16 protein-coding genes and 1 tRNA gene are annotated in these 19,177 nt (G+C 69.9%); 9 read left to right on the forward strand and 8 right to left on the reverse strand.

Features of this window, described 5'->3' with window-relative positions; translation table 11 throughout:
- Positions 1–23 precede the first annotated feature (23 nt).
- Both Q7X29_RS07730 and Q7X29_RS07735 read right to left on the reverse strand, forming a co-directional pair.
- Positions 24–803 (reverse strand): DNA-formamidopyrimidine glycosylase family protein, encoded by a 780-nt coding sequence (locus Q7X29_RS07730; RefSeq protein ID WP_218720901.1) that lies wholly within the window; start codon positions 801–803, stop codon positions 24–26.
- A 4-nt stretch (positions 804–807) separates the two neighbouring features.
- Positions 808–5,823, reverse strand: coding sequence for an Lhr family ATP-dependent helicase (locus Q7X29_RS07735; RefSeq protein WP_316573641.1), 5,016 nt, complete (start codon positions 5,821–5,823; stop codon positions 808–810).
- Positions 5,824–5,970: 147 nt separating this feature from the next.
- On the opposite strand from Q7X29_RS07735, the gene Q7X29_RS07740 reads away from it, so the two are divergent.
- The 5 genes from Q7X29_RS07740 to Q7X29_RS07755 all read left to right on the forward strand — a co-directional run bounded on the left by Q7X29_RS07740 (position 5,971) and on the right by Q7X29_RS07755 (position 9,018).
- Complete coding sequence (locus Q7X29_RS07740; RefSeq protein ID WP_218720903.1) at positions 5,971–6,285, forward strand: WXG100 family type VII secretion target; 315 nt, start codon at positions 5,971–5,973, stop codon at positions 6,283–6,285.
- An 18-nt stretch (positions 6,286–6,303) separates the two neighbouring features.
- A complete protein-coding gene (locus Q7X29_RS07745; RefSeq protein WP_218720904.1) occupies positions 6,304–6,606 on the forward strand; it encodes a WXG100 family type VII secretion target in 303 nt (100 codons plus the stop codon).
- A gap of 131 nt (positions 6,607–6,737) precedes the next feature.
- Positions 6,738–8,072 (forward strand): WXG100-like domain-containing protein, encoded by a 1,335-nt coding sequence (locus tag Q7X29_RS33165; protein WP_449411938.1) that lies wholly within the window; start codon positions 6,738–6,740, stop codon positions 8,070–8,072.
- A 10-nt stretch (positions 8,073–8,082) separates the two neighbouring features.
- On the forward strand, positions 8,083–8,388 hold the full coding sequence (locus tag Q7X29_RS07750) for a hypothetical protein (RefSeq protein WP_218720905.1): 306 nt from the start codon (positions 8,083–8,085) through the stop codon (positions 8,386–8,388).
- 90 nt (positions 8,389–8,478) lie between these two features.
- Complete coding sequence (locus tag Q7X29_RS07755; protein ID WP_374104906.1) at positions 8,479–9,018, forward strand: histidine phosphatase family protein; 540 nt, start codon at positions 8,479–8,481, stop codon at positions 9,016–9,018.
- 55 nt (positions 9,019–9,073) lie between these two features.
- On the opposite strand, the gene Q7X29_RS07760 is transcribed toward Q7X29_RS07755, so the two are convergent.
- Entirely contained in the window at positions 9,074–9,856 is a 783-nt protein-coding gene (locus Q7X29_RS07760; RefSeq protein WP_316573642.1) for an SDR family NAD(P)-dependent oxidoreductase, read from the reverse strand.
- 95 nt (positions 9,857–9,951) lie between these two features.
- On the opposite strand from Q7X29_RS07760, the gene Q7X29_RS07765 reads away from it, so the two are divergent.
- Positions 9,952–10,587, forward strand: a complete 636-nt coding sequence (locus Q7X29_RS07765) for a TetR family transcriptional regulator (protein ID WP_218720908.1) — start codon at positions 9,952–9,954, stop codon at positions 10,585–10,587.
- Between the two features lie 87 nt (positions 10,588–10,674).
- On the opposite strand, the gene Q7X29_RS07770 is transcribed toward Q7X29_RS07765, so the two are convergent.
- A tRNA-Met gene (locus Q7X29_RS07770) sits at positions 10,675–10,748 on the reverse strand.
- A gap of 52 nt (positions 10,749–10,800) precedes the next feature.
- Positions 10,801–12,324 carry an L-piperidine-6-carboxylate dehydrogenase gene (amaB, locus tag Q7X29_RS07775; RefSeq protein ID WP_316573643.1) on the reverse strand — a complete coding sequence of 508 codons (1,524 nt, stop codon included), beginning with the start codon at positions 12,322–12,324 and terminating at the stop codon, positions 10,801–10,803.
- A 114-nt stretch (positions 12,325–12,438) separates the two neighbouring features.
- Between amaB and Q7X29_RS07780 the strand changes: the two genes are divergently transcribed.
- The 3 genes from Q7X29_RS07780 to Q7X29_RS07790 all read left to right on the forward strand — a co-directional run bounded on the left by Q7X29_RS07780 (position 12,439) and on the right by Q7X29_RS07790 (position 15,661).
- Complete coding sequence (locus Q7X29_RS07780) at positions 12,439–12,891, forward strand: Lrp/AsnC family transcriptional regulator (RefSeq protein WP_071926582.1); 453 nt, start codon at positions 12,439–12,441, stop codon at positions 12,889–12,891.
- A 65-nt stretch (positions 12,892–12,956) separates the two neighbouring features.
- Entirely contained in the window at positions 12,957–14,297 is a 1,341-nt protein-coding gene (lat, locus tag Q7X29_RS07785) for an L-lysine 6-transaminase (protein ID WP_316573644.1), read from the forward strand.
- 245 nt (positions 14,298–14,542) lie between these two features.
- A complete protein-coding gene (locus tag Q7X29_RS07790; protein WP_316573645.1) occupies positions 14,543–15,661 on the forward strand; it encodes a YncE family protein in 1,119 nt (372 codons plus the stop codon).
- 71 nt (positions 15,662–15,732) lie between these two features.
- Here the strand turns inward: Q7X29_RS07790 and Q7X29_RS07795 are convergent, their stop codons facing one another.
- From Q7X29_RS07795 to Q7X29_RS07805, 3 genes are all read right to left on the reverse strand, one after another.
- Entirely contained in the window at positions 15,733–16,077 is a 345-nt protein-coding gene (locus tag Q7X29_RS07795; protein ID WP_218720911.1) for a hypothetical protein, read from the reverse strand.
- A gap of 38 nt (positions 16,078–16,115) precedes the next feature.
- On the reverse strand, positions 16,116–17,084 hold the full coding sequence (locus Q7X29_RS07800; RefSeq protein ID WP_316573646.1) for a patatin-like phospholipase family protein: 969 nt from the start codon (positions 17,082–17,084) through the stop codon (positions 16,116–16,118).
- 155 nt (positions 17,085–17,239) lie between these two features.
- Positions 17,240–19,045: an acetyl/propionyl/methylcrotonyl-CoA carboxylase subunit alpha gene (locus tag Q7X29_RS07805; protein ID WP_218720913.1), complete on the reverse strand. Its 1,806-nt coding sequence runs from the start codon at positions 19,043–19,045 to the stop codon at positions 17,240–17,242.
- Between the last annotated feature and the right edge of the window lie 132 nt (positions 19,046–19,177).

Below are 19,177 nucleotides of genomic sequence, written 5' to 3' on the forward strand. Positions count from 1 at the left end.
GTAGCTCGAGTATGACGACCGGTCTAGTTAGTTGGTTCGGGTTGGCAGCGAGGACAGAAGTAGATGCCGCGTTCACGCCGGGTGATGCGATCGGCGGGGTCGTCCTCGCCGAGCAGCCGCGAAACGATCGCGGTGCCGCAGCGCGGGCAGGGGCGGCGGGTGCGGCCGTAGGCCATCGCGCGCCAGGGCGGCTGGTGCGCGGCCTTGCCGAGCACGCGGTGGGACTCGTCGACCAGGGCGGGCAGGTCGCCGATGTCACCGACCGGGGTCGCGGGGTGGACGCGGCGCAGGAAGCAGATCTCGCTGCGGTAGATGTTGCCGATGCCCGCCAGGTTGCGCTGATCGAGCAGGGCCAGGCCGATGGGGCGGCGGGGATACTCGCTGATCCTGCGCAGGGCCTCGGCGGCGTCCCAGTTCGGGCCGAGCAGGTCGGGACCTAGGTGATCGATGACGGTGTGTTCCTCGGCCCGCGGCAGCACCTGCACCTTGCCGAGTTCGAAGCCGACCGCCTCGAACTCGTCGTTGGCCAGCACCAGCCGGGCGGTGACCGGCGGTTTCGTCCAGCGCTGGCCGTGGTGGAAGATCCGCCAGACACCCTCCATCTTCAGATGGGTGTGGATGCTCACGCGGTCGGTGCGGATGAACAGGTGCTTGCCGTAGCTGCCGACCTCGGTGACCAGGTCGCCGACCAGGTCGACCGTCGCGTATCGGGGCACCCGGAAGTCGCTGCGGGTGAGGGTGCGCCCGGCCAGCGCGGTCCGCAGGCGCTCGGCAGCGCGGAAGACGGTGTCGCCCTCGGGCATCCGGCTACACCTGCCTGCGCAGCCGCAGGCCGCGCGGGGTCATCGAGAACCCGGACTCGACCAGGACATCGGCGAAGGTGTTGCCGTGCACGGTCTCTCCGTTGATCTTGTCGATCACCAGGCCGTCGACCCGGCGATCGTGCACCAGCCCGGCCAGCGCGGTCGCGGCCAGCCGCCGCAGTCCGGGGTCCTCGGTGAAGCTGAGCAGGGTCTTGCCGCCGCGCTCCACGTACAGCACCAGCTCGCCGCCGACCAGCACCACCAGGGCGCCCGCCTTGCGGCCGGGCCGGTGGCCGCCCTCGGCGTCACCCTTCGGCCACGGCAGCGCGGCGCCGTACGGGTTGGCCGGATCGCAGGAGGCCAGGGCCACCGCGACGCCGGGCCGGGTGGCGGTGCGGTCGGTGTCGAAGGAGCGCAGCCGGTCGACGGTGTCGGTGGTGGAGAACTGCGCGCCGCCGAGCGTGTCGACGAAATAGCCACGGCGGCAACGACCGCGGTCCTCGAACTCGGTGAGCACTCGATACATCAGCGCGAAACCGCCGGGCACGCCCTCGTTCTGGACCGACCCCCGGGTCAGCACGCCGTAGCGTTCGAGGAGTTGATCGGCGGTGGCGTGGGCGCGCAAGGTGTTGTCCTGCACCCGTTCCGGCAGGATCGACCAGCGCCCGGCCAGAGTCGGCGGACCGCTGCGGGTCGGCATCGCCGGGCGCGGCAGGTAGGCGCGGCCGCGGGGAGCCCGGCGCGGGGTGCGATGGGCGGTGGTGCTGCGGGCGGTGCCGGAGAGCAGAGCGCGCACGGGGGCGAAGGTGTCGCCGGAGACGTAACCGGCCCACACCAGCTGCCACAGCGCCTCGCCGACGGCCTTGTCGTCGAGCAGGCCGGTGGCGTCGGAGAGCTGGCGGAAGAAGTAGGCGCCGCCGCCGTGCAGGGTGGGCGGTAGGCGGCGCGGGGAATCCGGGCTCGCGGGCACGGCGGCCGGATCGCCTGCGTCCGCGCGGGGCGTGCGGTCGCCATGGGTGGTGAGGTGGGCGGTGGGCGGATCGATCGGCCCGGCACCGGATCCGGCGGGCCCGGAGGCCGCCGGTGCGTCCAGGTCGACCGTGGGTGGTTGCGCGGCGCGCGGCGGCCACGGCTCCAGCGGTGCGCCCAACGCCGCCAGGAGGCCGAGCTGGAGGTCGGTGGGATCGATGTCGTCGGGCGGCGGCAGGGTGAACGGGGCCTGGTCGGCCAGGTGCAGCGCGATCCAGCCGTCGCGGGCGGTGATCGCGCCGTGCCCGGACCAGATCACCTCCCCGCTGGCCATCAACTCGTCCAGCATGGCGGGGGAGTAGTCGCGCACGCGCATCGGCAGGATCAGCGATTCCCAGGCCGACGCCGGAATCGGCACGCCCGCGAGCTGTTCCACCACCGTGGCGACCCCGTCGATTCCGCGCAGCTCACCGGAACCGACGTGCTGCCAGGCAGGGAGGAAGCGGCCGAGCGCGGTGGTCGACACCGGCTCGACTTCGTGCCGTGCGGCAGCCAGCGAGCGGCGGCGCAACCGGCGCAGCACCTGCGCGTCGCACCATTCGGTGCCAGCCGTCGCGGGCGTGAATTCGCCCTCCACCAAACGTTTCTCGGCCAGCAACCGATGCAGCGCGGTGGCCGCGACCGCCGAGCCGAGGCCGAAGCGCGCCGCGACATCGGCGGTGCTGAACGGTGCGTGGGTGCGGGCGTAGCGGCCGACCAGGTCGCCGAGCGGGTCCGGGACGGGTTCGATGAACGCGGCGGGCACCCCGATCGGCAGCGGCACACCGAGCGCGTCACGCAGGCGGGCGGCGTCCTCGATCGCCACCCACCAGGTGCGGCCCGCGAAGGAAACCTCCAGCGCGCGATGGGCGTGCCGGAGTTCCGCGAACCAGGTCGGTGCGTCGGAGTCGGCGAGCACGTCGGTGTGCGCGGCGGCCGAGTCAGCGGCCTCGGCGATCGGCAAGGCGAGGTCCGCGGCCGCATCGGGCCGGCCTGCCTCGACGGACGGGCTTTCGAGCGCGGAAGCTGGTGTGTCACCGCGCCGCACGCAGCGGGCGGCGGCTTCGGCGGGGGTGAGCGGGCCGAGCAGGCGCAGCAGGTCGGCCAGGCCCTCGGCGTCACGGGCCCAGCGTTCGGGGGTGAGGCGCTGGAGTTCGCGTTCGGTGAGGGTGATGACGGCGGGGTCGAGCAGTTCGCGCAGTTCGACGCGGCCGAGGAGTTCGGCCAGCAGGCTCGAGTCCAGTGCCAGGGCGGCGGCGCGGCGCTCGGCCAGCGGGCTGTCGCCGTCGTAGAGGAACTGGCCGATGTAGGAGAACAGCAGGGCGTTGGCGAACGGGGACGGGCTGGCGGTCTCGACATCGATCAGCCGCACCTCGCGGCGGGCGAGCTTGGTCAGCAGCTCGCGCAGGGACGGCAGGTCGTAGACATCGCGCAGGCATTCGCGCACGGTTTCCAGCAGGATCGGGAAATCCGGGAATTTGCGTGCCACATCCAGCAATTGGGCCGAGCGCTGCCGCTGCTGCCACAGCGGTGCGCGCTTGCCCGGGTCGCGGCGCGGCAGCAGCAGCGCCCTGGCCGCGCACTCGCGGAAGCGGGAGGCGAACAGCGCGGAGCCGCCGACCTGCTCGGTGACGATGTCGTCGATCTCGTCGGGTTCGAAGGCGAACAGTTCGGCGCCGGGCGGGTCGTCGGTGGTGTCGGGCAGGCGCACCACGATGCCGTCGTCGGACGCGGTCGGCGCCGCGTCGATGCCGAAGCGTTCCTGGAGCCGGGCCCCGACGGCCAGTGCCCACGGTGCGTGCACCGGGGTGCCGTAGGGGGAGTGTAAGACCAGTCGCCAGTCCCCGAGCTCGTCGCGGAAGCGCTCCACGATCAGGGTGCGGTCGGTGGGGAGCTGGCCGGTGGCGGTGCGCTGCTCCTCGAGCAGGCCGACCATGTTCGCCGTCGCGTTCTGGTCCAGGCCCGCGGTGCGGACCAGCTGTTCCAGCCGGGCGGCGGCGTCGGGGGTCTGCGCGCGCTTCGTCGAACGCGCGCGGGCGGACTTCTGCACGCCGCCGTTCGCCGCGGGCTCGGCGAGCGCGGAGGACGTCATCGAATTGTCCTGTGACGCAGCAGATCCGGGCGGCCGGATGCCCATGTCCGCGACGATCCGGGACAGGTCGTCGGCCGACACCTGACCCGCCGTGCGCACGAATTCGCCCAGGGCGGTGCCCAATTCGGCCGGACGACCCAAACTGTCGCCGTGCCAGAACGGCAGCCGGCCGGGCAGTCCGAAGGCGGGCGAGACCAGCACCCGGTCGAAGGTGATCTCCTCGATCCGCCAGCTGGTCGCGCCGAGCGCGAAGACGTCGCCCACGCGCGACTCGTAGACCATCTCCTCGTCGAGTTCGCCCACCCGGGAAGCCTTCTCGCCCACCATGAACACCGCGAACATGCCGCGATCGGGGATGGCGCCGCCGGAGGTGACGGCGAGGCGTTGCGCGCCGGGACGGCCGGTGAGGGTGCCCGCGTCGCGGTCCCAGACCACGCGCGGTCGCAGTTCGGCGAACTCGTCGGACGGGTAGCGGCCCGCCAGCAGGTCGAGCACGGATTCGTAGGCCGAGCGGGGCAGGTTCGCGTAACTGCCGGTGGCGCGGACGATATCGAACCAGCCGTCGACATCGATCGGTTCGAGCGCGCAGGCGGCCACCGTCTGCTGGGCCAGGATATCGAGTGGATGCGCGGGGATCTGCAGCATCTCGATCTCACCGGCCAGCATCCGCTGGGCCGCGACGGTGCAGTGGATGACATCGGTGCGGTGCTTCGGGAACAGCACGCCGCGCGAGACCTCGCCGACCTGGTGCCCGGCGCGGCCGACTCGCTGCAGCCCACTGGCCACCGACGGCGGCGCCTCCACCTGCACCACCAGATCGACCGCGCCCATGTCGATGCCGAGCTCGAGGCTGCTGGTGGCCACCACGCAGCGCAGTCGGCCGCTCTTGAGGTCGTCCTCGATGAGCGCGCGCTGCTCCTTGCTGACCGAGCCGTGGTGGGCCCTGGCCAGCAGCTGGTCGGCGCCGTGGATCACCTCGGTGGACGGGCCGAGCTGGGCGGGTGGCGCGTGCTCGGTGTCCACCGGCTCGCCCAGCCTGGCCGCGTAGGCCTCGTTGAGCCGCGCGGTCAGCCGTTCGGCGAGCCTGCGCGAGTTCGCGAACACGATCGAGGACCGGTGTTCGAGCACCAGGTCGACAATGGCCTCGTCGACGTGCGGCCAGATCGACCCCGGCTGCTCGGAATCGCCCGGATCGGTCATGTCGGCCACCGGGACGCGCACCGACAGGTCGAAGGTCTTCGGCGCGGGCGGGCGCACGATGGTGATCGGCGCCGAGCCCACCAGGAATCGGCCGACCTCCTCGGGCGGGCGCACCGTCGCCGACAGGCCGATCCGCTGGGCCGGCCGCTCGGTCAGCTGATCCAGCCGGGCCAGCGACAAGGCCAGGTGCGCGCCGCGCTTGGTGCCCGCGATGGCGTGCACCTCGTCGACGATCACCGTGCCGACCTGGGCCAGGCTCTCCCTGGCCGCCGAGGTGAGCAGCAGGAACAGCGACTCCGGCGTGGTGATGAGGATGTCGGGCGGCGTCCGCTGCATCGCCCGCCGCTGCGCGGGCGTGGTGTCGCCGGAGCGCACCCCCACCGAGATCTCCGGCGGGTCCAGCCCCAGTCGCTTCGCGGTCTGCGTGACCCCCACCAGTGGCGCCCGCAGATTCCGCTCGACATCCACCGCCAGCGCCTTGAGCGGCGAGACGTACAGCACCGACGTCCCGCGCGGCGTCCCCGGTTCCGGTGCGGGCCGGGTCGCCAGCCGATCGATGGCCCACAGGAACGCCGAGAGCGTCTTCCCCGACCCGGTGGGCGCGACGACCAGCGTGTGCTCCCCGTCCGCGATCGCCTGCCACGCCCCGAGCTGGGCCGACGTGGGCCCGGCGAAGGCCCCGTCGAACCACTGCGCGGTAGCGGGCGAGAACCGATCCATAGCGTTCAGTGTGCACCGCCCCACCGACAAGCCCCTGGACGCTAGCAGCGCGGTCACGTTTGCCGTCTGTAGCCGACGGGATTACCGTTCCCCGGGGATGGACGGGTGACCGGAACCCGTCACCGGGGACATTCGACGGAGGATTCGATGGCTGGGGGCGATCCTTCGACGGTTTCGGTCGAGCCCGAAGAAGTCAGAGCGCTGGGGCGGGTGGCCTATCAGGTGGCGCAGGAATGCCAGGCCGGGTACGCCTCGTTGGTGACCGATTTGCGGGCCACGATCGAGACCTGGACCGGGAACAACGCCGGTGTGTTCACCGCGGGGTGGGAGGAGTTCCATCTCGGTGCCGATCAGGTGTGGGACGCGTTGTTCGAACTGGCCGAGAAGCTGGGGATCACCGCGGAAACCCTCGCGCAGGTCGACGAGTCCAATGCCGCGGCGACCTACACGCTGAATCTGTGAGTGCGGAGCCGACCTCTGATGACGACTGAACCTCCCGCGTTCTCGGTCGATCTCGACCAGCTCGAACAGTTGACCGCGCGGATGCGTGGGTACATGTCCGCTGTCGCCGATGTGCTGACCGCGCTCGATGCCAAGGCCAAGGAGGTCGAGGGCGTGTGGTCCGGTGCGGCGGCCACGGCCTACAGCGAGGCGCATACGGAGTGGCGGGCCGGGGTCACCGATATGCAGGAGGGCCTGGCGGCGTTGGAAGCGGCGGCGAAGACCGCACACCAGAGCTATACCGACGCGGCGTCGGCGACGTTGAAGATCCTGGGCGTATGACGCCGACGGTCACCAAGCTCGACGTCGATCCCAAGGTCTACTACCAGGCTGCCACCAATTGCTTCGATGCCGCCGCGTCTCTGTTCGACAGCTTCACCTACGTTTTCGGTGAGCTCAACGGCTACGGGATGATGGCGGGCCGCGACGAAGACGGCCGAGCGTGGGCGGCGTCCTACGACCAGTCCGCGCGGGATGCCGTCGCGTTCTACGGGCAGACGTATTCGACCTTGCGTGCCTACGGCACGGCGCTCAACGACATCGGTTTCGAACACGCGAAGTCCGACGCCGCGATCAAGGGTACAGAACAACCGACGAGGCCCGCAGATTCGGCGTCGACCGCCACGTTCGGGCCCTACGCGCTGCCCGCGTCGGCGGCGGGCGGGACACCGCAGGGTCTGGCGCAGACGGCCATCGACGTTCTCGATGCGATCAACTGTCCACTTCCGGACGGTAATACCGACACGCTCACCAAAGCGGCGGAGGCGTGGGACCGGCTCGGCACGATCTACCAGAACACGAACGCCAAGGACAAGATCACGATCGCCGCCGGTCTGTTCGACGGGGTCACCTCCACCGACGCGATGCAGGTCCGGGAAGACCTGAAGAAGATCGAGAAATCGATCGGGGCGTTGCTCACCACGTGCACGCAGATCAGTACGTCGTGTCTCGACTACCGAGGCGCGATCCAGGAACTTCGCGAGGAGATCAAGGGGTTCATCGAGGCGATCATCACCGACGCCGCCATCGACGCTGCCGTCACGGTGATCGCCACCTGCCTGACCGGCGTCGGCGGCCTGATCGCCGGCGCCAAGGCGGTGGAGTCGGCTCGTCGATGGTCGGTGACGATCAAAGCCGCGGTGACGGCATGGCGAGCCCGCAAAGCGTTGCAGCTGAAAGGTCTGGCCGACGATGCCGCGGCCGCCATGTCGAAGGCCAAACAGGAGATCACCGAACTCTTCGAACGGTTGCGAGGCAAGGGTGACGGGGTCACGACACCGAAGGCGGCAAGCCTGAGCGACGATGATCGCCGCGCACTGCTCCAGGGCCCGAGTGACCTTCGGGGCCGATCGCTGACCGATATCCTGCGCTCCGGGGAAACACCGACCGCCGACCAGCAGCGCCAGATCGACGCGCTCAACGAGGCGCTCGGAAAGATGCCCGCCCACGAGGGCCTGGTCAGCCGGCATACCAACCTGACCCCCGAACAGCTTGCCCGGTACCAACAGGACCAGCCCGTCACCGAGCTGGGATTCACTTCGGCCAGTACCAATCCGAAGGGCGTCAACGAACTCACCGTGCAGAACTCGGAGGTCGAGTTCCAGATCGTCAGCAAGACCGGCCGCGACTACAGCGAGTACGGGACGCCCGACGAGGTGCTGTTCGCGTCCGGGACCAACTTCTTCGTCCACAGCAAGACGGTCGACCCGGCGACCGGCCGGATACTCATCAAGATGACGGAAATGTAGGAGGACCCCGATGCCCGAGAAGTTCGGCGGCAAGATCTTCTATTCGGCGGAGGAAGCCGAGCGACTGGGGTTGCGACCGTCCGCGGAGGACATCGCGCGCAGCGAGCGCATGTTCGCCGAGTTCGAGGAGCAGCGGCGACTGCTCGGTCCGGCGCCCGCGGGCACCAGCCCCGGGTTCGGCGGCCGGTTCTCCGATGACCTGGGCGGCACCGAGTTCGAGGGCTGGACACGTCATCCCAGCACCGGTGCGTGGCTCGACAAGGAAGGTCGACCGGCCTACGACGACGACGGCCGAAGGATCGACTACGACGGATAGACCCTGCTGCGGACCGGCTCCGGAAGTTGGCCGATGACCTGCGTCACACTGCCGAGTGAGCCGACGCTACGCTGGGCTCTCGTGCAAACGGTGCTCAGAGTCGACCTCGTCGGTCACGGCCTGACCGAGGCGGTACGGAAGGCGCGATTTCCTGTCGACGAACCACTCGACGAGTCGGGGCGGGGTGCGCTGCGGGCGTACTCGGTGCCCGAGGGTGCGCAGGTGCGGACCGGGCCGGAACGGCGGGCTCGGGAGACGGCCGAGACGCTCGGGGTGGTCGGGGAACTGGACGCGCGATTGCGGGATCTCGACGCGGGGTCGTGGCGTGGGACCGAGATGAGCTCGCTGGCCCAGGATCAGCTGTTCGCCTGGCTCACCGATCCCGAATTCCGCGGGCACGGCGGCGAGTCGGTGACCGACCTGGTCGACCGGGTGCGGTTCTGGCTGGCCGAGATCGCCTCGGCGGGGCGCGACACGGTGGCGGTGACCCATCCGGCGGTGGTCAGAGCGGTGCTGCTGGTAGTGCTCGACTCGCCGCCGAAATCGTTCTGGCGCATGGATGTTCCGCCCGCGAGCGTGACCCGGCTGCACTACCGCGGCAACTGGACGCTGCGCCTGGGCGGTTCCTAGCAGCGACGAAACCCCCGGACTCACGGTCGATTCCGGGGGTCGTCGGTGGCCGTGGTCAGGTGTGGGCGGCGCCGTCGATGCGGATTTCGGTACCGCTGATGAAACGGCCGTCGTCGGAGACGAGCATGGCGATGACGCCGGCGACATTCTCGGGACCGGCCAGCTCCGCCGGGTTGTCCTGCGGGACAACGGCGACCAGGCGGCTGAACAGCGACCAGTCGGAGTCCTGGGGCAGGTAGCCGGGGGTGGCGTCGGTGAGGCCGGACTTGATGCCGCCGGGGGCGACGCTGACCGCGCGCAGGCCCTGCTTGGCGTACTCGAGGGCCAGCACATGGGTGAGCGATTGGATGCCGCCCTTGCTCGCGGAATAGGCGGCCATGTACGGATGGGCGAAGGTCGCCGACGTGGAGCTGAAGTTCACGATCGTGCTGCTGGAGTTGGCGAGCAGGGCGGGCAGGGCCTCGCGGATCACCAGGAACGTGCCGGTGAGGTTGACGTTGATGATCTGGTTCCAGAGATCCAGGGACGTCTCGTGGGTATGGGCGGCGCGCAGAATGCCCGCGGCGTTGACGAGGGCGTCCAGGCCGCCGAGTGACGCCACGGCGCTGCGGACCCCGGCGATGACGTCGGACTCGTCGCCGATGTTCATCTCCAGCGTGGTGAACCGCGCATCGGTGCCCGCCTCGGCGGCGCGGGCACGGGTCGCCCGCAGGCCTTCGGCGTTGACGTCGGCGCCGACGACGACCGCGCCTTCGGACAGCAGGCGGAGGGCGGTGGCCTGGCCGATGCCGGATCCGGCTCCGGTGACCAGGATGCGGCGCTGTTCGAGACGGTTCATGTGATTCTTCCTCGTCGTTGAGAGTGTTTCTGACACGATATGCCATAAATGGCAGGACGTGCAGAGAATCTCGGCGAGGTGGGTATAGTGCGGCCGTGACCAGGCAACCGAAGCGCGCGGCGCCCAGCCCTGGGCGGCCGGCGCTCAGCGAGATCCGCCGTGCGGCCACCCGCAAGGAGGTGGCCATGGTCGCCGCTCGGCTCTTTGCCGAAAACGGGTATTCCGCGACGACTGTCGAGGACATCGCCGCGTCCGCGGGGATGGGGTTGCGGACCTTCTATCGGTACTTTGCAGGCAAGGAAGACGTCGTCGCCCCACTGCTGGCCATCGGCACCCAGGCCTGGGCGGACGAACTCGCCGCTTGTCCGCCGGAGCTCCCGCTGCGCGAGGCGCTGAGTCGCTCCTACCGCACCGCGACCGCCGCCACCCTGGCCGACGGCGGCATCGCCGGCGAGCTCCTGCATCCCCTGCTGCGCGCTGTCACCGAACTGCCCGCCCTGCGGGCGACCTGGCTGCGTGTCCAGCAGGATTGCGAACTCAGCCTGATTCCCATCATCGCGGCGCGCACCGGCCGCTCGCCCGACGACCTGGATGTCGCGCTCGCCGCCGCCATGGCCAACGCGGCGGTGCGGCTGGGTACCGAAAGATGGGCCGCCGAAGCGGAATCCGACTCGGCCGCCGTTGTCGTCGACGCCTGCCTGGCCCGCCTCGCCGCGCACACACTCCTGTAGCCGGGATCGCGGGGTGCGCGCGGCCGTCGACTCGGTGCCGGAAAACGACGAAAGCCCCGGAGTCGAAACTCCGGGGCTTTCGTCTAGTAGCGGGAACAGGATTTGAACCTGCGACCTCTGGGTTATGAGCCCAGCGAGCTACCGAGCTGCTCCATCCCGCGTCGTAAATACCACTGTACACGGCGCGGCACGGAAGACGAAATCGGTTCCTGATCAGCCGAAATGTATGCCCTGGGCCAGCGGCAGCTCGGCGGAGTAGTTGATGGTGTTGGTGGCCCTGCGCATGTAGGCCTTCCACGAGTCGGAGCCGGATTCGCGTCCGCCGCCGGTGTTCTTCTCGCCGCCGAACGCGCCGCCGATCTCCGCGCCCGAGGTGCCGATGTTGACATTGGCGATGCCGCAGTCCGATCCGGCGAGGAACCGCTCGGCCTCGCGCTGGTCGAGGGTGAAGATCGACGAGGAAAGACCCTGTGGCACAGCGTTGTTGAGGGCGATGGCGTCGTCGATCGCGTCGTAGACGAGCACGTAGAGGATCGGCGCGAAGGTCTCCTCGCGCACCAGCTCGGTCTGCGCTGGCATGCGCACGATGGCGGGGCGCACGTAGTAGGCGTCCGGGCCGACGAGGTCGATTCGCTCACCGCCGCAAACGATCTCGCCGCCGGTGTCCTCGGCCTGCAGCAGTGCCTTCTGCATCGAGATGAAGGCGCGCTCGTTGATCAGCGGGCCGACCAGCACGCCGTCGTCGAGCGGATTGCCCACGGGCAGTTGGCGGTACGCGGCGACGAGCCGCTCGACGAGCTGATCGGCGATGGATCGGTGCACGATCAGCCTGCGCAGCGTGGTGCAGCGCTGCCCCGCCGTGCCCGCCGCGGAGAAGACGATGCCGCGCACCGCCAGCTCCAGATCCGCGCTCGGCGCGACGATCGCGGCGTTGTTGCCGCCCAGCTCCAGCAGACAGCGGCCGAACCTGGCGGCCACGCGCGGGGCGACGGCGGCGCCCATCCGCACCGAACCGGTGGCGCTGAGCAGCGCGACCCTCGGGTCGTCGACCAGTGCCTCGCCGACCGCCGCGTCGCCCTGGATCAGCTGGTGCACCGCGGGATCGGCGCCGACGTCGACGGCGGCGCGGCGCAGCAGGGTGTGACAGGCCAGTGCGGTCAGCGGGGTGGTCTCCGAGGGCTTCCACACCACGGTGTCCCCGCAGACCAGCGCGATCGCGGTGTTCCACGCCCACACCGCGACCGGGAAGTTGAACGCCGAGATCACCCCGACGACGCCGAGCGGATGCCAGGTCTCCATGAGCCGGTGCCCGGGCCGCTCGGAAGGCATCGTGGCGCCGTAGAGCTGGCGGGACAGCCCGATCGCGAACTCGCAGACGTCGATCATCTCCTGCACTTCGCCCAGGGCCTCGGGGCCGATCTTGCCCGCCTCCAGCGTGACCAGCTCGGCCAGCTCGCTCTGGTGGGCGACCAGCAGCTCGGCCAGCCGGCGCACCAGCCCTGCGCGCACCGGCGCGGGCACGGTGCGCCAGCTCAGGAACGCGGTGGCGGCCCGCTCGATCGCGGCGTCGACGTCGTCGGTGGTGTCGGTGGTGACCGGCGGCAGGGCGCCACCGGAGATGGGGGTGCGGGCGAGCAGGTCACCGGACTCGGGGAGCTCGGCGCCGAGGCCGTGCAGCAGCGCCCTGGCTCGCAGCGCCAGCTGCTCGGAGAAGTGCTCGGTCACGCTGTGGGTCATCGCTGCTCACCTTCTGCTGTTTGGTACGGCTCACGGAAAAGTTCGGTGGAATTCGGTGGGGGAACAGAAAGAAGTTTTCCCCGCGCGACCCCCGTGCTGCGTTAGCCTTCGCTGATGGCGGATACACCGGCTAGACCCCAGCTCGACGACATCGACCGACTATTGATCAAAGAACTGATGAGCGATGGTCGCGCCACGTTGTCGAACCTGGCGGAGAAGGCCAGCCTCTCGGTCTCGGCAGTGCAGTCGCGGGTGCGCAGGCTCGAAGCGCGTGGAGTGATCCGCGGGTACGCGGCGCATGTCGATCCCGAAGCGCTCGGGCACCTGTTGTCGGCGTTCGTCGCGATCACTCCTCTCGACCCGTCCCAGCCCGATGACGCGCCCGCATTGTTGCAACACATCCCCGGCATCGAGGCGTGCCACTCGGTGGCGGGCGAAGAGAGCTACGTCCTGCTGGTTCGGGTCGCCTCCCCGCGGCACCTGGAACAGCTGCTGCAGGAGATCAGAGCCACCGCCAATGTGCGGACGCGCAGCACCATCATCCTGCAGACATTCTACGACAGGTAACGATTCCTCGTAATTGTTCCGCGATTCCGTAGAGGTTCCGTAAATATTTGCGTACCCTCGGCGTTGTGACCATCGAACTGGAGCGCCCCGGCGCGGCGGTCACCCCCGCCAACCGGGTCCACGAAATCCTGTCCTCGCACATCCTCGCGGACGGCTTCGAGCTTGTGCTCGATCTGCACAAGTCGCACGGCCGGACACTGATCGACGAACGTGACGGCACCGCCTACCTCGACATGTTCGGCTTCTTCGCCTCCAACGCGCTCGGGATGAACCATCCGGCGCTGGCGGGCGACGAACGCTTCCGCGCCGAGCTGGCCACCGCCGCGCTGAACAAACCGAGCAACTCCGACATCTACACCGTCGAGATGGCCCGCTTCGTCGAGGCCTTCGTCCGCGTCGTCGGCGACCCACGCCTCCCGCATCTGTTCTTCGTCGACGGCGGTGCGCTGGCGGTGGAGAACGCGCTCAAGGTCGCGTTCGACTGGAAGAGCAGGCACAACGAATCACACGGTCGTCCACCGGAACTCGGCACCCAGGTGCTGCACCTGACCGGGGCGTTCCACGGCCGCAGCGGCTACACGATGTCGCTGACCAACACCGACCCGGTCAAGACCGCGCGGTTCCCGAAGTTCGCCTGGCCGCGCATCGAGACCCCGCACACGTTCGCGGGCCCGGACATCGCCGCGCTGGAGGCCCGCGCCATCGCGCAGGCCGCGCAGGCCTTCGCCGACCATCCGCACGACATCGCCTGCTTCATCGCCGAGCCCATCCAGGGTGAGGGCGGCGACCGGCACCTGCGGCCGCAGTTCCTCGGCGCGATGCAGCGCCTGTGTCACGACAACGACGCGCTGTTCGTCCTCGACGAGGTGCAGACCGGCGTCGGGATGACCGGAACCACCTGGGCCTACCAGCAATTGGGCATCGAGCCGGATGTGGTCGCGTTCGGCAAGAAGACCCAGGTCTGCGGCATCATGGCCGGCGGACGCGTCGACGAGGTGCCCGACAACGTCTTCCAGGTGAGCTCGCGGCTGAACTCCACCTGGGGCGGCAACCTCACCGACATGGTGCGCACCCGGCGCATTCTCGAAGTGCTGGAACAGGATCGGCTGATCGCGAAGTCGGTGCCGCTGGGCGCCTACCTGCTCGACCAGCTCGGCCAGCTCGCCGCCGCGCACCCGGACAAGGTGAGCGAACCCCGCGGGCGCGGTCTGATGTGCGCGGTCACGCTGGCCACCCCGGACCTGCGGGACCGGGTGGTGACGGCGCTGCGGGAGCGTCAGCACGTGCTGCTGCTCGGCACCGGGACCAGTGGCCTCCGTTTCCGGCCGCCGCTGACGGTCACCGAGGAAGAGCTGGAGCGGGCGGTCGATGCCTTGGACGCGGTGCTGACGCGAGAGCGCCTGTAGCGCAACAGGTGCCGCTCATGGCCTTGCGGCGCGTGTCCATCGACGACGCGCCGGGGCTGTGAGCGGCGCGCTGTCCGAATTGCTGGATTTTCGCTGGTGCTGCTTCTAGGCTTCGCACCCATGTCACTCGGAAGTCACCCTGACATGGAACGGTGCAGCGCGTGAACCGCCTCACCGAGCGAATCGGACAAATTGCTGTCACCTTGCTGCTCGCCGTCACGGCGGGCTGTTCGAACAGTGAGGCCGTGACTGTCGAGACGCCGACCGCGCCGCCCACCTCGACGACCTCGCCGACCGCGATGCCGCCCCACATGACCGATCTGCTACCCGGCATGCCGCCGCCGCTGTCGCCCACCGACATCTACGCCGCCAACCGGGAACTGAGTCCGTCGGTCGCCGATCACCGGCCGCTGGTCTACGTGCCCAACAGCAAGTCCGACACCGTGACGGTGATCGACCAGAACACCTTCCAGGTGCTCGGCACCTTCTCCTCCGGCGGCACCGAGCCACAGCACGTGGTGCCGTCCTACGACTTGCAGACCCTCTACGCCACCAACGATCTGCCGATCGGCGGCGGCAGCCTGCTGCCCATCGACCCGCGCACCGGAGCGCCCGCGGGCCCGGCGTTCCCGGTCCGCGACCCGTACAACATGTATTACACGCCCGATGGCGAGTTCGCCCTGGTCGTCGCCGAAGCGGACAAGTCGCTGGACTTCTACGACCCGGTGACCTGGCAGAAACTGCACGCGCTCGCGGTGCCTGAGTGCGCCGGGGTCGATCACATGGACTTCACCGCCGACGGCCGCTTCGCCGTGGCCAGCTGCGAATTCATCGGGCGGATGGCCGTTTTCGACGTCGCGCGGCGCACGCTGATCAAGATGATCGACCTGCCGGGCGGGCGCGGTGGCATGCCCCAGGACGTGAAGCTCTCGCCCGACGGGCACGTCTTCTTCGTCGCCGACATGATGGCCGACGGCATCTACACCATCGACGCGCACACCTTCGACAACACCGGGTTCATCCCCACCGGCAAAGGGACGCACGGGCTCTACGTCACCCGCGACTCCACCCAGATGCTGATCACCAACCGGCACGAGGGCAGCATCTCGGTGTGGGATTTCGCCGCGGGCGGGTTGGTGCACAAGTGGTTCATCCCCGGCGGTGGCAGTCCCGACATGGGCAACATCTCCGCCGACGGGCGGGTGTTCTGGGTGTCGGGGCGGCACAACAACGAGGTGTACGCGGTCGACATCGTGAACTGGAAACTGCTGGCGCGCATCCCCGTCGGCCACGGGCCACACGGGTTGACGGTGTGGCCGCAGCCAGGGCGCTACTCCACCGGGCACACGGGGGTCATGCGGTAGATCGCAGGGTCGAGGCGACAACGGCGCGGTCGGTCGATCCGCGGGCAGCGTCGGTGGGCCGGCCGATTCCGTCAGGCGGGGACGGCGGTCAGTCCCAATGCGCCCGCGACGAACCGGTGGACCGACGCGAGACCCGCCGCCAGCGCCTCGTCCTCGCCGGGACGGGCCCAGCCGGTGACGGTGGCGGTGTCGTCGGGGCCCGGCGTCACGCCGATCTCGGCGACCAGCTCGGCGGTCGTCGGGACGCAGACGGCCCAGGAGAAGTGGGATTCGTCGGCCCACTGCGCGGCGCGGGTGGCCACATAGCCGGGATCGGTGATGCCGCCGTCGGCCAGCGCGGGGCGGTCGTCGATGCGCTCGTCGGCCCGCAGGGCACGCAGGTACCAGGCGCCCGCGTTGATCTCGATCGGTTCCACGTCCGCAGTGTAGGGGGAGCGCGGGTGCGCTCATGCGGTCAGGCCGGGCGGGGCTGGGCGCCGAGCACCGCGTGGACGGCGGCGCGGCCGATGTCGAGGGCCCGGGTGAGCAGATCGGTGTCGCGAGCCGCGCTGTCGACGGCGGGGGCGTCGGCGGGCGGGTGCACCTGCAGGACGCGCTCGCCCAGGGCGGCGAGGAAGTCGTCCTCGACCGCCTGCTGACCGGGGCGCTGGGACCACGCGCGGAAGGCGCCGGGGGCGATGGCGCGCATGTAGCCGCCGCCGACGACGCGGTGCAGCAGGGGCGCGGGCGGGCGGACCTCGTCGCAGCGGCGGGTGCGCAGCACCAGGGCGTGGGTGGTGCCCGCGGCGACGGCGGTGCGGATCGGGACCGTCTCGGAGAGGCCGCCGTCGAAGTAGCTGCGGCCGCCGAGGTCGACCGGGGGACCTGCCAGCAGGGGCAAGCCCGCGGAGGCCCGTAGCGCGGTCATCAGGGTGGTCTTATCGACGATGTGAGGTCCCAGGTCCACCGACTGGCCGGTGCGGACATCGGTGGCGATGGGGTGGAACGTGGTGGGGTTGGCCAGGATCGCCGGGAAGTCCATCGGCTCGATGCCGTCGTAGACCTGGTGCACCAGGTAGCGCAGATCGAAGACTGGACGACCGCGCAGGATGCGGACCGGGTCGACCACGCGGCGCATGATCGTCGCGTCGGTCCAGGACCGCATGCCCGTCGCCGCGCGTCCGCACAGCAGCCACGCGCCGTTGATCGCGCCCGCCGACGTGCCGTACACGGCGTCGAACACCGCGGACAGGCCGAGTTCCTCGAGTGCCTGCACCATGCCGCTGGAGTAGACCCCGCGGCTGCCGCCACCCTCGATCACCAGCGCGAGGCGATGGCCGTCGGCTCGGCTCCCGGCTTGCCTGCGGGACTCGATCACCTCGGTGACCGTGGCCGGACCCGGCGTTGCCGAGGGGTCCTGATCGGTGCGCGCACTGCTGGTCACCCGATCCACGATACGACAGGTGCCCGGGGTGCGGCCCTGCCCGAAGCCCGATCTTCGCCGCCCGTTCACCCGGACCGCGGTGATCGTTCCCGCGGTGTCGGAAACGACGACGGGCGCCGGTCGCGATCGACCGGCGCCCGTCTACGACGTGGGAGCTACTTGATCTCCGCCAGGACGGTGCCCTGGGTGATCGCCGCGCCCGCCTCGACGGCGAGGCCGGTGACGACACCCGCCTTGTGCGCGTTGACCGGGTTCTCCATCTTCATGGCCTCGAGCACCACGATCAGGTCGCCCGCCTCGACGGTCTGGCCCTCTTCGACCGCGACCTTGACGACGGTGCCCTGCATGGGCGCGGTGACCGCGTCACCGGAGGCCGCACCGGCACCCGCGCCGCCACGCTTGCGCGCCTTCGGCTTCTTGCGGATGACACCGACACCGTTACCGGCCGAACCGGCGGCGCCACCACCGAGGGTGAACTGCCCGGGCAGCGACACCTCGACGCGACGGCCACCGACCTCGACGACGACCTTCTGCCGGGGCAGATCCTCGTCCTCGTCGTCGGCGGGAGCACCGGCCGTGTACGGCTCGACGGTGTTCTTCCACTCGGTTTCGATCCACTTGGTGTAGACGTCGAACTTCTCGCCGTCACCGATGAACGCCGGGTCCTCGACGATCGCGCGGTGGAACGGGATGACCGTCGCCAGGCCGTCGACCTCGAACTCGGCCAGCGCGCGGCGGGCACGCTGCAGCGCCTGGTCGCGGTTCTCGCCGGTGACGATCAGCTTGGCCAGCATGGAGTCGAACTGACCGCCGATGACGCTGCCGGCGACGACGCCGGAGTCGACGCGCACACCGGGGCCGGTGGGCTCGCGGTAGACGTTGACCGGGCCGGGGGCGGGCAGGAAGCCGCGACCGGCGTCCTCACCGTTGATCCGGAACTCGAAGGAGTGGCCGCGCGGGGTGGGGTCTTCCTTGATCGACAGTTCCTCGCCGTTGGCGATGGCGAACTGCTGACGCACGAGGTCGATGCCCGCGGTCTCCTCGGTGACCGGGTGCTCGACCTGCAGGCGGGTGTTCACCTCGAGGAACGACACGGTCTCGCCCTGCACCAGGTACTCCACGGTGCCCGCGCCGTAGTAGCCCGCCTCGCGGCAGATGCGCTTGGCCGAGTCGTGGATCTTGGCGCGGACGTCGTCGGACAGGAACGGCGCGGGCGCCTCCTCGACGAGCTTCTGGAACCGGCGCTGCAGCGAGCAGTCGCGGGTACCGGCGACGACGACGTTGCCGTGCTGGTCGGCGATGACCTGGGCCTCGACGTGGCGGGCCTTGTCCAGGTACTGCTCGACGAAGCACTCGCCGCGACCGAAGGCGGCGATGGCCTCACGGGTCGCCGACTCGAACAGCTCGGGGATCTCCTCGATGGTGTGGGCGACCTTCATGCCGCGGCCACCGCCACCGAAGGCGGCCTTGATGGCCACCGGGACGCCGTACTCCTTGGCGAACGCGACGACCTCGTCGGCGTTCTTGACCGGGTCCTTGGTGCCCGCGGCCATCGGCGCCTTGGCGCGCTCGGCGATGTGGCGCGCGGTGACCTTGTCGCCCAGGTCGCGGATGGACTGCGGCGAGGGGCCGATCCAGATGAGCCCGGCGTCGAGGACGGCCTGGGCGAAGTCGGCGTTCTCGGAGAGGAAGCCGTAACCCGGGTGGATCGCGTCGGCGCCGGACTTGGCGGCGGCGTCGAGGATCTTGTCGAACACGAGGTACGACTCGGCCGAGGTCTGACCGCCGAGGGCGAACGCCTCGTCGGCGAGCTTCACGAAGGGAGCGTCGGCATCGGGCTCGGCGTACACCGCGACGCTGGTGATCCCCGCGTCCTTGGCAGCCCGGATCACGCGGACCGCGATCTCGCCGCGGTTAGCTACGAGTACCTTCGTGATCCGTGCGCTGGCATGGCTGGGCACTGAGCCTCCTGTGTGCAATCTTTGGTCGCTTCGGGGGACGGGTCGCCGTGTAGGCCCCGTGCCCGGTATCGACAACTTTCGTCTCGGGCGAGTGTAGGCAGTCTGCCAATTGGGCCCGAACTCGGCTAGCCC

The organism is Nocardia canadensis, from assembly GCF_032656385.1.
Taxonomy (GTDB): domain Bacteria; phylum Actinomycetota; class Actinomycetes; order Mycobacteriales; family Mycobacteriaceae; genus Nocardia; species Nocardia canadensis.

What these genes read in the sequence shown, in the direction of transcription:
- Q7X29_RS07730 (WP_218720901.1), bottom strand. Translation starts at nt 803, where the DNA reads ATGCCCGAGGGCGACACCGTCTTCCGCGCTGCCGAGCGCCTGCGGACC.
- Q7X29_RS07735 (WP_316573641.1), bottom strand. Translation starts at nt 5,823, where the DNA reads ATGGATCGGTTCTCGCCCGCTACCGCGCAGTGGTTCGACGGGGCCTTC.
- Q7X29_RS07740 (WP_218720903.1), top strand. Translation starts at nt 5,971, where the DNA reads ATGGCTGGGGGCGATCCTTCGACGGTTTCGGTCGAGCCCGAAGAAGTC.
- Q7X29_RS07745 (WP_218720904.1), top strand. Translation starts at nt 6,304, where the DNA reads ATGACGACTGAACCTCCCGCGTTCTCGGTCGATCTCGACCAGCTCGAA.
- Q7X29_RS33165 (WP_449411938.1), top strand. Translation starts at nt 6,738, where the DNA reads ATGGCGGGCCGCGACGAAGACGGCCGAGCGTGGGCGGCGTCCTACGAC.
- Q7X29_RS07750 (WP_218720905.1), top strand. Translation starts at nt 8,083, where the DNA reads ATGCCCGAGAAGTTCGGCGGCAAGATCTTCTATTCGGCGGAGGAAGCC.
- Q7X29_RS07760 (WP_316573642.1), bottom strand. Translation starts at nt 9,856, where the DNA reads ATGAACCGTCTCGAACAGCGCCGCATCCTGGTCACCGGAGCCGGATCC.
- amaB (WP_316573643.1), bottom strand. Translation starts at nt 12,324, where the DNA reads ATGACCCACAGCGTGACCGAGCACTTCTCCGAGCAGCTGGCGCTGCGA.
- Q7X29_RS07780 (WP_071926582.1), top strand. Translation starts at nt 12,439, where the DNA reads ATGGCGGATACACCGGCTAGACCCCAGCTCGACGACATCGACCGACTA.